An 11,179-nucleotide genomic window follows, 5' to 3' on the forward strand; every position below is an offset into this window, starting at 1 on the left:
ACCTTAGACCGCGCAAATGTTTGGATTTCAGGCAACCGCAGATCGTGTTTGATGAACTACGACAGGTTGCTTGATTTGGCGGGTGTTGCACTTCGGAGTTGAATTCGCGCCTATATAAAAAGACCATTCCTTGTTTTCTTTTTGTAAAGTCACGTATAGCGCTTCGTTCCAAAGGAAGCCATGGTTTCATTTTGGTTATATAGTGTATATTTTTTATACTAGGTTTTAAATCGGGTTTAATAGTACTGGCCCATCTAATTCTTTGATTATACTCACCAGATATCTTAAATACACCATTGGTAGTTGATAATGCAATAGCAACTGCAGCTTGCTCAGCAAGCTCAGTCTGCGGACAAGCTGTAAGCATTTTAATATATATAGTTTTTAACCGCCCAAAGAAATCCAACTCACAATACAGCTTGTTGTTGATGCATACGAACCCTACATTAATATATGAATCAATAGATTTATCATACAACCCCTCTTCGGATAATTCATTTAAGAACTCTTTATTTAAACCTTGCCCTTGAAGGTCAACATTGATCTGAAGGCCTGACATGACGTTATCTTTGGGGATTATTTCATCTATGTCATATGAGTCCAAACATAGTATGTCATAGTCGACCTTTATTGAATATTCATATCCATTTTCAAGTAAGAAATATGGAAAAACCCAATTAAGAAAAATCTCTTTAGGCCAGTTCATTTCCATCATTAATGGCATATCTTCAATGGAAGACTCTTCCTCCAAGAGAGATGAATCAATATAATTTATTTTATAATACTCTAGAGCATCCACCATTTCATTGGTCAAATCTTTTTTAGGAAATGATATGAACGCATCAAATAAATCGGGGTTGTTCTCAATTATACTATTTAGAGCAATAACAGCTGGAAAAAATATGTTTTTATCGCCCGCAACAAATATTGCAACTTTCAAATTATATAACTCCACTAAGTTTATTTAGTTCGAGAGACATAAGTGCCGCACTTATTATCTGCCACCCGAGCATGCCAATCAGTACCAGCGCTAGATCATGCCAAAATGGCACATCAGCGTCCTATTATCGTTTTCTAAAAATCCGATGTTCTACCATCACGCCGATGATCTCGATGTGCTGCCGGTCGGAGTGCATGGGCGGGTAATCGTCGTTGAGGGGGACCAGTTCAAAGACCTCTTGCCCGTTCTCATCGATGCCACGGGGCCGATACTTCTTGAAGGTGGCCTCTTCGCTGCCGTTCTTAGCGACGACATAGTCGCCAGGGCGCGGAGCCTCATCGGGGTCAACGATGATCAGATCCCCTTCATTGAAGAACGGGGTCATGGAATTACCGCGCAGCCAGAGGCCGAAGCCGCAGGGACCAACATCGACGCTGGACGTCACATACTCAACGTTACCGTCAAAACTGGTAGCCTGCTCGCATATCTCCCGCCAGTTGCCTGCCTGCACATAGCTCAGAATTGGCACTCGCGTGCCCTGAGGGATCGCTGCGGGCTCGACGTTGCTAAAACCAGCTTTCGCTTCTGAAGTCCCATTTTGTGGGGACTGTGTATTAGACAACGCGGCTAGTTCTCGCATTACATCATCAATATTCGCTGCGGATAAAGGGGCTGCCAGCCGTTGCGCTTCCAACGCTTTAAGTAGCAAAAATATATTGCTTGTCTTTCCAGATCCTGATGGATGCCAAACAATTCCCGCCTTCGAGTCCTCTCCGGTCAAAAGCCAATTGACCGACACGCCAAGCGCAGCAGCTAAGTCATTGAGATAGCGCCCGCTTGGCGTGCTCTCTCCCCTTTCCCACTGACTTACGGCAACACGAGAAACGCCAACCTTTAACCCTAGGGCATCTTGGCTATAGCCGAGCCTCTTACGACTCTGTTTGATTCGTTCGCTTACTTTCATGTAAGCAATCTTACACCCAGAAACCGAAAGCATTTTTGTCATTTCCAGAAAGTAATCATTGCAAGAAAGATAAAGTTCGCTTTACACTCAGCCGAAAGAAAGGTTGTCAATGGGTGTCGTATGAAAAAGCAAACTGCCATAGACCATTTCGGTGGGGCCAACAAATTGGCTCATGCCTTGGGCTGTAAACCTCAGGCCATTTCACAATGGGGTGAGAACGTCCCCCAGGGCCGCGCCTACCAGATCGAGGTATTGACCGGCGGCGCGTTAAAAGCCGACCCCGCCCCCACGTCTGGCCAACGGCGCCCATCTCAGCGCGTCGCGCCGGGCACCCCGCTGGAGGAGATCCCCAGCGTCCAGCGGGCGACGGCCGCCGCCAAGGCTGACCCCACTAACGCACAACCTGGTAAGGCGTAACCACCATGCCACCTCGTCATATCAATCCAGCCGCCAGGCCGACCCAGGCCCCCGCCGTCAGCGCGATCAATCTGGTGATCTCCCCAGACACACCGCCGCTGATGCCCATCGCCAGGTTTGCCGAGTGGGTCGGGGTGTCTGTTGATACCGCACGCCACTGGGTCAAAACCGGCCGCCTCGATGTCATGGAGAAAACCCGGGGCAACGAGTTGGTGATGGTCAAGGTGCATGTGTTTATCGCCAAGCAGATGGCAGGGTCGGTGTTGGCACCCCAGTTCAACCGCGCGGGTTAACCATATCGTCCTTTGGAGGGAAATCAGAGTGTCAAACCAGTCCTGTTTTTCACACAACCACTTTGCGGCCGCCTGCGACACCTTCAAGGGTATGCACAACATCAGCGAGCTGGAACGCGAGCTCGGCATGCCGAGCCGTGTGCTGCACAACAAATTCAACCCGGCCAGTGAGAAACACAAGCTCACCGCCCTCGACCTCATCGCCCTTTATCGCGCCACCGGGGACGACACCCTGTTTGACGGCCTACTGTTTGACTGCGGTCTGACCGCCACCAAGCTGCCCGCCGCCGCCGCGCCAACCCCCGAGGCCCGCGCCCAGCAGGCACTCAATGCAGGGGCCCAGATCCTGGGTGTCACGGCACAAGCCACCACCCTGCTGAGCGGCCCCCGCGTCACCAAGGCCCATCGCAATGCGGTCATCAGCGGACTGTGGGCGGGCATCGAGCACCTGGTGCTGATTGCCACCGAGGTGGAAGACAAATTCCACGCCGTACCCAGCCTTGCCTGCGCCGCCGACATGGCCCGCGTGGCGATGGGCGCATAGGAGACCCCATGTCCAAGTTTTTCCCCTGCCCTCACTGTGGGTCTTACAGCACCGTCAGAACCTCACAGCGCATGAGCGATCTCACCGTGCAGGCGCGCTATCGCTGCAGCAACGATTTCTGTGGGTACGTCTTCCAGGTGATGTCCACGGTGACCGGTTACTACGTGCCCAGCGCCCTGCCCAACCCCGCCGTTCTGGTGCCACGGCTCAAGGGGAGCCGCAGCCCACAAGAGGAGCCTACCAGCACCGCCACCCCGCCCCTGCCCACCAAGCCGCGCCCGTTCCGCGCCATTGAGGAACTCAAGCAGGCACAGGCCGGGGCCACCGAAACAACCGCAGAACAGGAAGGGGCCTAGGCCCCCTACAGGAAGGAGAACCCCATGCAAACGCAACGCATCGACCATGAACAGCGCAACCTGGCGGGGCTGACCCCCGATGAGCAGGTGGCCATGAACACCGCCGGCTGCCAGATCCTGCGGGAGATGTTCGGCAAGACCGGCGCCAGCCTGAACACCGACTGGTTGACCCTGAGCCAGGCCAAGAAGGCGGCCATCTGCGCCATCGCCCGCCAGCCACGGGGCGAGCTGATGACGGCCACTTTGTCAGGCCTGCCCCATGAGCAACGTGAGGCGATCCGGCTCGCGGTCATCGCGCTGGAGTACCAGGGGGAGTTTCGCGGCGGCTGTGACACCAAGGTGTGGCACCCGGCGCCAGTGACCAGGCCCATCGGAGATATCGAGAGAGAGAAGAAGGAACGCGCCGCAAAGCTGCGCATGAAGCGCGCCGTGCTGGCGGGCAGTGAGATGTGCCAGTCAGGCCCCAGGGCCATCGGGCAATAAAAAACCCGCTATCGGTGCGCCAACACCAGCGGGCTTTCCATCGTCAACAAGGAAAATCGACATGCCAACTTTAGCCATTCGTGACCAATTGCGCAACCTGCGCCTGCAAAACCGCAAGCTGGCCTGCCGTGGTCAGCGTTACCGCACCAGCCCAGACCTGATCCATGCAGTAGAGCGCCCTGCCGCCATGGCGTGGCGTGCGGTCTGGTCGTGCGTCAACCGCCGTGGGGGGATCTGATCATGGCCGCCGTTATCACTCGTCACACCGAACCGACCATCAAGGCGGCATCCGCCTATCTGGTCAGCCGCGGTTACATCAACTGCGGCACCACCTGGCTGCGCGGCCGGAACGGCTACGCCCGCATGGAGCGCCTGACCTCTGGCGCCATCCGCATCATCGAGGGGGTGGCATGAAAAAGCTGTTACAGCCGGTCAACCGGCAAACCGCCATTGCCGCCGTGCACGCGCTGCCGGCGCGGCTTCGCGCCAGCACCGATTACTCCTACCTCTACCGTGGCTCGGAGGGCAAGTCCCTGATGGCCCAGGCCAGACAGAACCAGCGCTGGTACCAGCTGTTCCACACCATGAACCGGAGGGCTCAACCATGAGCATCGACGCCATTCATATCGCCAAGCGGGCAGAGCGGGCTGTGCTGCCGCTGCTGACCGAGCTGCTGGCCACTGGCGAGCAGGAAAACCGCATCGCCCTGGGCGAGCTCTACTCCGGTGATGAGTACATCCAGGTGCAGCTGGTCGTGACCAGCCGCCCCGCGGATCTGCTCGATGACGACTCTGTGATGGGGGATGAGGCATGAGCGACACCTATGTAAACCCGATGGCAATGCGGGCCAGGCTGGCCGCCGAGCTGGCTGTGCTGGATTTGTATGGGGTGGTCAAAACCACCGCTGCCAGCCTGAGCGACTGGGTCGGTGTTAACGGCGATTCGCTCCCAGAGCCGCTTGTCGGTGCGGTAAACACCAGCATGGTCGCCATGTCGGCCGCCGCTCATTGCATTGGCTACAGGTCAGCCGACGAGCTGAGCAAGCGGTTGGCTGCCTTCGAGGACACCGGCGAGATGGTCGTGCAACTGCTGGCAGAGCTGAACCAGGGTGATGGCCTGCGGCGTGAGGATCTGGTTGTCACTCGCTCAGCAGTGCTGCTGCTGGCGATGTATGGGCTGCTGGCGCTGGCCTGCAGCGAGGCTAATGCAGACCGCGACGACAAGGAGACGCTGGTATGACCGACCTGTTTGAACTGGAGGCCCCGCTGGATGACCAGGGCACCACAGAGGCGGGCCCCGCCCACATGCGGCCATCCGCACCGCTCAGCCAGTTGGCCAGGCATTGGGAGGCCGCTCGCGGCGAGTTTGATTGTGCAAACATGTTTGCCGGCCATCCCGACATTGAGTCTCACATTGCCGAGCTGCTGGCCCTTGGCGCCATCCGCGCCGTGTACTGGTTGGCGCTGGGTAGCGGTGAGGTGGCGCTGGCCAGAGAAATCGCCGAGTGGTGGGCAGACTGCGAACCGCTCCATGGACTGGGGGAGACCATCAAATGAGACACCGCCTGATCGCAGACCTGCAAACTCGTGTGGATAGATGGTTCGACACCATGATGGGCGACGAGGCCCGCCTGCGCAGCTACCAGCGCGACCTGCTGGCCATGCGCCAGCTCTCCCCTCGCCCCCGCTGCACGGTCTCCCTCACCCTGCGCCAGTGTGTCGCAGCCAGAAAGATGGCGAGGCATGCCCGCCATGCGCTGGCCTCCTGCCGGAACAACATCAAAGAGCTGTCGGGTAACAATCACCAATGACCAACCAACAGAAAACAGGGCCAGCCGCCGAGGCTGGCCATCTTGGTTTTGCCATCAGCCGCCTGCCGACGCCAAAACGCAACCAGCTGCCGCTATCCAAGAAGACCCTCAAGGCCCGTATCGATGCCCTCGCCAACTCCATGCCGGGCACCAAGCTGGAGGCCGCCTTTGTGGGCGCCCCTGGTGAATACGATCTGGTCTGGGCGGTGCAACTGCTCGATGGCCTCTCCATGCAGTTCACCCAGGTGCTGTTCAAGCAGTACGTGCGCCGCCGCAAAGATGGCACCACCCGCAACTGCCGCAGCGCAAACATCTGGCTGCGGGAACGGGTGAAGTGGGTCAGGTCTCTGGTGATGGCGCTGCCAGTCGATGCTCAGCACCTGCGCGACGACGAAGGCCGCCGGCGAGTGGCCCACCAGTTCGCCAACCAGACCGCAGCCATCTGGAAAAACATCGAGCAGAACAGCACCGCCGGCGAACTGGACCTGATGGAAACATGGGAAGCCATCAAGCAACCTGCCGACCAGTGGGGATTCGTCGGCAAGATGCCGGACTTCAAAACAAAAGAGGCCAGGGAAAACTGGATCCTGAGCGTCATGGTGCGCCTGCTCTCCGCCAAGTGGTGGGAGAAGCGAGTGAACCGCTGCTGGGATCGGCTGCAAGAGCACATCGCCATCCTGCTGGGCAAGGTACGCAAGGGCGTCTCCGCCTACGTCTCGAACGCCACCATGAAGGTGGTGCGCGAGCGCAAGCAGGCCATGATGCGCTGGTTGGCTGAGTCGGAAGTGATGAACGGCCAGCATGACCTGGTGATCTCGATGAAGGATTGCTGGGAGGCCAGCATCTCCAACCCGGTCAACCGCCGCAACGAGATGATGACCCGCATGCGGGGGTTCGAGGACTACGCAGAGCAACAGGGCCATGTGGGGGTGTTCTTCACCTGGACGGCCCCCAGCCGATTTCACGCCTGGAAGACCGGCCGCAACGGCAAGACCATCGAGAACGACAAGTACCAGGGCGCCACCCCACGCGAAACCTGCGCCTATCTGGCCAAGCTCTGGAGCCTGACCCGCGCCTCACTCAAGCGCAATGATTCACCTGTCTACGGCTTTCGGGTGTGCGAGCCACACCATGACGGCACCCCGCACTGGCACATGCTGCTGTTTATGCGCCCGAGCGATCGCAACAAGGTGATCAGCACCCTGCAACACTACGCGCTGACAGACGACAAGGACGAGCTGGTGCGGGTACCCATGGCTGCCCCCACCTTTACCGATATCACGCCACGGTTCGACTGGAAGATGATCGACCCAGCCAAGGGCGATGCAACCGGCTATCTCGCCAAGTACATCGCCAAGAACATCGATGGCGCCTATGTCGGTGACGACGAAGAGGCTAACACCCCAGCAGACCAGGGCGCTCTGCATGCGTGCGCTTGGGCCAGTTGGTGGGGGATCCGCACCTTCCAGCAGATCGGTGGCGCACCGGTCGGGGTCTGGCGCGAGCTGCGCCGTATCAGCAACGCCAAGAAGAATGGCGAACTCGTGGGGCCACCCAAGCCGGTGTTGCAAGACCCACGCTTTGAGGCCGCCCGCTATGCCGCTGATAACGCCATCTTTCGTTGCTACCTGGAAGCCATGGGTGGCGCACTGGCTACCCGTGCCGAGCACCCCATCAAGCTGGCCCACCTCATCGAGGAGCAGGCCAACAGATACGGCGAAGACATCAAGCGCCTGATGGGGTTGCACACAGCCCGCCTGGGTATCAAGACCCGCCTGCAAGGGTGGGAAGTGGTGCCAGCAGGCACCTATGAGGCCGCCAAGGCCGCCAGAGTTTCGGCTGGGGGTGTTGGGGTTAAGACGGGCGACAGCCCGGCACCTTGGAGCTCTGACAATAACTGTACGCAGCCGGATCCAGAGGCGTTCGCGGATCAGTTGATGGCAGAGCAATGGGGTTTATCGCCCTTCTCCATCGACCGTTTACGGGCAGGCGCCAGCGTGAGCGCGGACGGTTACACCCTCTGGCTGGAGAACGGCCAGGTGCAATCGAGCAGATCGATGCCAAACGAGCCGGAGTGGCAGCCAGATGACCAGCCGCCAGCCGTGCAGGACCAGCCGGATGAGTACGCGATCCCGGACGGTGACCAGGACTGGCCGATGTTGGTCCAGCTCTGCGGCGAGGTATACCAGGCACAGGGCCATGCGGGCGCCTACCAGTGGATCGAGATGCTGCCAGATCCATACCACAGTGAGATGTGGCGGGTGCTGGAAGGCCTGGAAGGGCTGACCGAGCTGGATCCGCTCTGGTGGCAGGAACAGTACGACATCAGCGAAGAACAAGAAGAGTGGGAGGCATAACGTGAACAACAATCACCAGGGCGCCAGCGCCCAGACCGTCAGCCGGGACGAGTACCGCCGCCTGGATAATCGGGTGACCTGCATCCTGCAGCAGCGCTGGCCAGCCCACGAGATCAGCCAGTGGGTGGCCATGCTGCAGGGCAAGCAGCAGGCGGTGGCCTGCGCCATCCTGCGCCGCCGCTATCCTCGCCCCGCGCTGTTGGCCTTGCCCGCCATCGCCACCGAGGTACCTAACCCATTTCAGGCCAAGCCCAACCGCCCCACCGTGACGGTGCTCTCTGCCGACGGCCAATATGCCGGCAAGCGCCACGTGGTGGGCGGCCGCATCCCGGTCTCCATCGACCAGAGCGGCACCATCAGCTGCGTCAGAACGGGCCGCACCCTCTGGATTGCACCGGGCAGCATCATCGATCGCTCCAACCCGGGCGTAGCCGAACAGCTCAACCCCACATACCAACCATCGCTGCACCAGGTAGTGGCTGACCATCGCAAGGAGATAGTATGAACCCAGCCACCAAGCGCAAACAGGACCAGCGCAAGCGGCAAACCGGACTCGGCATCAAGCGAGTGGAGGTGGCGCTCTCAGAACGGGAACGCCAGCAGCTCGATCATCTGTGCATCGCCCGGGCGGGCGCCGGTGAGCCCTACAGCGCCGACGAGTACATCAGCACCCTGATCCGACGGGACTGGGAACGCTGGCTGGCGCAGGAGGCCGAGCTGGCCGTGCAGACCTGCCCCAACTGCGACTGCGCACTGCCGCAAGGCTGCGGTGGCACCTTCAAAGGGGAGTCGGCCTGCTGGCACACCACCGAGGGGAAAATCTTGGCGCTGTGACCGGTCACAATCACGCATTTTAGAAAATTGGCCCGGTCACGTTTTGTCGACAAATTGCCCCACCTAGGTTTATGATTCATCAAGAATGAAAAATTTTATAAACCGGAGTTAGTATGATTGGGGAGCGGGTAAAGCGTGCTCGTGCTGCTGCAGGCCTGTCGATGCAGGCCTTGGGAGAGCGGGTTGGCGTGTCTGCCAACATGGTCAAAAAGTATGAGCATGACCAGAGCATGCCTTCATCTGCCGTGCTGTTGAAGCTGGCCGCAGCCCTCGGCGTTCGCACCGAGTTCTTCTTCCGCCCCTCCGTCGTGACTTTGGCCAACGTCGAGTATCGGAAGCGTTCTACTACTCCCGCTAAAATCCTTCAGCAGATTGAAGGGGACGTGCTGGATCAGGCTGAACGCTGGAAGACCCTTGCCGATCTGTGGCCCAATTATCCCATCCCGCCATTTTCATACAGCGCGCACTTACCGAATATCGGCTGTCTGGACGACATCGAGGAATTTGCCGAGTCCGTGCGTGAGCATTGGCAGTTGGGGGTGAACCCCATCCAAAGTTTGATCGACTTACTGGAAACCAAGGGAATCTTGGTCATTGTCACCAAAGTGGAACAGGGCAATAAGTTTGACGGTCTGCAAGCACATATCGGTGACCAGCCTGTCATCGTGATTTCTGCTCATTGGCCGGGTTGTCGTCAGCGCTTTACTCTGGCCCACGAACTTGGGCATTTGCTGATGCATGGCAAATTGCCGGTAGACATGGACGAGGAACAGGCCTGTAACCGGTTCGCCAGCGCGTTCCTGTTCCCTAGGGCAGAGGCGATTGCACAATTGGGAAGTGATCGCAGAAATCTGGAGCCAAAGGAGCTCTATTTTCTCAAGCATGAATATGGTTTGAGCATGGCGGCCTGCCTCTACCGAGCTAAAAACCTGGGCATTATCACCGAGAGCCGCTGTAAGGATCTTTATTTCAAGTATTTCGTAGGCCAGAAATGGCGGGCTAATGAACCCGGTACCCCTTACCCGCAAGAGCACACCTGGTTGTTCCAGCAACTGGTGTACCGTGCACTGTCTGAAGAGATCATCTCTGAGTCAAAGGCTGCCGAACTGCTGCTGATGCCGCAAATGCAACTGCGGAAATCCCGCATCATGCAAGGTGAGGCCATGTAGATGCAGGTGCTTATCAGCGACGCCAATATCCTGATTGATATGGAGGACGGGTTGTTGCTCGACCGTATGTTCCAACTCCCCTATCAGTTCATGGCCCCCGATGTACTGTTCGAGGAAGAGTTGAGGGAAACCCACTCCCACCTACTGGGGTTGGGTCTGCAGCTCGGGGAGCTCAGCCCGACCAGCATCGCCACTGTGTTCGAGCTGAATGATAAGTATGGCGGTCCCAGCATCCATGACTGTTTCGCTCTCGCATTGGCAAAACAAGAATGCTGCCCACTCTTAACCGGCGACCGGGCGCTTAAAAATGCCGCCGAACGAGAGGCTGTGCTGGTGATGGGGACGCTGTGGGTCGTCGAGCAGATGGTAGTGCATGCCATCCTGACCAAGGATGAAGCCTTGCAGGCCTACGAGGACATGCGAACAAATGGCAGCCGTCTGCCCTGGGATATAGCCAAAAGACGTATTGAAGATATTTAGCACCTCCTGTGCGTCTTCTGTTTTGCCGTTGCCTGAAACATTAGGGTGTTACAAGGATATCAATATGACTCTACAATTAGTTAAAGATAGAGAATGTGGAAAATGTTCTGCATGTTGCGTGGCCTTACGAATTAATGTAGACACTCTTAAGAAAGATGCTGACATTCCTTGTAAAAATTTAGATAAAAATAAAGGCTGTGCAATCTATAAAGATAGACCGCCAGTGTGCCGCAATTGGTTTTGCGCATGGCGATATACAAATAAATTTGGAGATGAATGGCGACCTGATAGATCCGGAATAATACTTCGCTTCGATGAAGATGGAGGCATAATCTTACAGACACTAAAGGATCCCCTTGTTGTTCTAACCAGCGAGTTATGTTTATCGCTAGTTGCTAGTTGTATTGAAAGCAATTTATCAGTTCGCGAATTCAGATAATAACTGCAACACCCATGGTGCATAGGAGAGAAGAGGCCAACTGCCGGTTCTGGTACGCTTCTTCTCGCCAAAGAAACAAAGCGGAACACCATG

The 11,179-nt window shown here is 57.3% G+C and carries 19 protein-coding genes; 17 read left to right on the top strand and 2 right to left on the bottom strand.

Annotation, left to right across the window (positions count from 1 at the left end; all coding sequences use genetic code 11):
- Positions 1-940 (bottom strand): glycosyltransferase (locus PG883_RS21085; protein WP_270808013.1); only part of this gene is annotated, 940 nt, incomplete at its 3' end.
- A gap of 124 nt (positions 941-1,064) precedes the next feature.
- Positions 1,065-1,904: a helix-turn-helix domain-containing protein gene (locus PG883_RS21090; RefSeq protein WP_270808015.1), complete on the bottom strand. Its 840-nt coding sequence runs from the start codon at positions 1,902-1,904 to the stop codon at positions 1,065-1,067.
- A gap of 120 nt (positions 1,905-2,024) precedes the next feature.
- Here PG883_RS21090 and PG883_RS23895 point away from each other — a divergent pair, with 120 nt between their 5' ends.
- The 17 genes from PG883_RS23895 (at position 2,025) to PG883_RS21175 (ending at position 10,647) form a co-directional block, all read left to right on the top strand.
- On the top strand, positions 2,025-2,321 hold the full coding sequence (locus tag PG883_RS23895; protein ID WP_323582402.1) for a Cro/CI family transcriptional regulator: 297 nt from the start codon (positions 2,025-2,027) through the stop codon (positions 2,319-2,321).
- A 5-nt stretch (positions 2,322-2,326) separates the two neighbouring features.
- Positions 2,327-2,614: a hypothetical protein gene (locus tag PG883_RS21100; protein ID WP_270808017.1), complete on the top strand. Its 288-nt coding sequence runs from the start codon at positions 2,327-2,329 to the stop codon at positions 2,612-2,614.
- 28 nt (positions 2,615-2,642) lie between these two features.
- The gene (locus PG883_RS21105; protein WP_270808019.1) at positions 2,643-3,158 is read left to right on the top strand and encodes a phage regulatory CII family protein; all 516 of its coding nucleotides are present in this window, start codon (positions 2,643-2,645) and stop codon (positions 3,156-3,158) included.
- An 8-nt stretch (positions 3,159-3,166) separates the two neighbouring features.
- Positions 3,167-3,514 (top strand): ogr/Delta-like zinc finger family protein, encoded by a 348-nt coding sequence (locus PG883_RS21110; RefSeq protein ID WP_270808021.1) that lies wholly within the window; start codon positions 3,167-3,169, stop codon positions 3,512-3,514.
- 24 nt (positions 3,515-3,538) lie between these two features.
- Positions 3,539-3,997 carry a hypothetical protein gene (locus PG883_RS21115; protein ID WP_270808023.1) on the top strand — a complete coding sequence of 153 codons (459 nt, stop codon included), beginning with the start codon at positions 3,539-3,541 and terminating at the stop codon, positions 3,995-3,997.
- Between the two features lie 61 nt (positions 3,998-4,058).
- Positions 4,059-4,235 carry a hypothetical protein gene (locus PG883_RS21120; protein ID WP_223933176.1) on the top strand — a complete coding sequence of 59 codons (177 nt, stop codon included), beginning with the start codon at positions 4,059-4,061 and terminating at the stop codon, positions 4,233-4,235.
- A gap of 2 nt (positions 4,236-4,237) precedes the next feature.
- Complete coding sequence (locus tag PG883_RS21125; RefSeq protein ID WP_216993518.1) at positions 4,238-4,411, top strand: hypothetical protein; 174 nt, start codon at positions 4,238-4,240, stop codon at positions 4,409-4,411.
- Complete coding sequence (locus tag PG883_RS21130) at positions 4,408-4,605, top strand: hypothetical protein (RefSeq protein ID WP_270808028.1); 198 nt, start codon at positions 4,408-4,410, stop codon at positions 4,603-4,605. Before PG883_RS21125 ends, PG883_RS21130 begins: the two co-directional genes overlap by 4 nt.
- Positions 4,602-4,811: a hypothetical protein gene (locus PG883_RS21135; RefSeq protein WP_039040893.1), complete on the top strand. Its 210-nt coding sequence runs from the start codon at positions 4,602-4,604 to the stop codon at positions 4,809-4,811. The genes PG883_RS21130 and PG883_RS21135 overlap by 4 nt, the downstream gene beginning before the upstream one ends.
- Entirely contained in the window at positions 4,808-5,236 is a 429-nt protein-coding gene (locus PG883_RS21140; RefSeq protein WP_270808031.1) for a hypothetical protein, read from the top strand. Before PG883_RS21135 ends, PG883_RS21140 begins: the two co-directional genes overlap by 4 nt.
- Positions 5,233-5,553, top strand: a complete 321-nt coding sequence (locus PG883_RS21145; protein ID WP_128296135.1) for a hypothetical protein — start codon at positions 5,233-5,235, stop codon at positions 5,551-5,553. Before PG883_RS21140 ends, PG883_RS21145 begins: the two co-directional genes overlap by 4 nt.
- Entirely contained in the window at positions 5,550-5,807 is a 258-nt protein-coding gene (locus PG883_RS21150) for a hypothetical protein (protein ID WP_270808034.1), read from the top strand. The genes PG883_RS21145 and PG883_RS21150 overlap by 4 nt, the downstream gene beginning before the upstream one ends.
- A complete protein-coding gene (locus tag PG883_RS21155) occupies positions 5,804-8,164 on the top strand; it encodes a replication endonuclease (protein WP_442866377.1) in 2,361 nt (786 codons plus the stop codon). The genes PG883_RS21150 and PG883_RS21155 overlap by 4 nt, the downstream gene beginning before the upstream one ends.
- A gap of 1 nt (position 8,165) precedes the next feature.
- Positions 8,166-8,669, top strand: coding sequence for a hypothetical protein (locus PG883_RS21160; RefSeq protein ID WP_270808036.1), 504 nt, complete (start codon positions 8,166-8,168; stop codon positions 8,667-8,669).
- Positions 8,666-8,998, top strand: coding sequence for a hypothetical protein (locus PG883_RS21165; RefSeq protein WP_270808038.1), 333 nt, complete (start codon positions 8,666-8,668; stop codon positions 8,996-8,998). Before PG883_RS21160 ends, PG883_RS21165 begins: the two co-directional genes overlap by 4 nt.
- Positions 8,999-9,111: 113 nt before the next feature.
- Complete coding sequence (locus PG883_RS21170) at positions 9,112-10,167, top strand: helix-turn-helix domain-containing protein (RefSeq protein WP_270808040.1); 1,056 nt, start codon at positions 9,112-9,114, stop codon at positions 10,165-10,167.
- Entirely contained in the window at positions 10,168-10,647 is a 480-nt protein-coding gene (locus tag PG883_RS21175; protein ID WP_270808041.1) for a DUF3368 domain-containing protein, read from the top strand.
- Positions 10,648-11,179 lie beyond the last annotated feature (532 nt).

Origin of the sequence: Aeromonas sp. QDB25 (assembly GCF_027707725.1) — a bacterium.
Taxonomy (GTDB): Bacteria; Pseudomonadota; Gammaproteobacteria; order Enterobacterales; family Aeromonadaceae; genus Aeromonas; species Aeromonas caviae.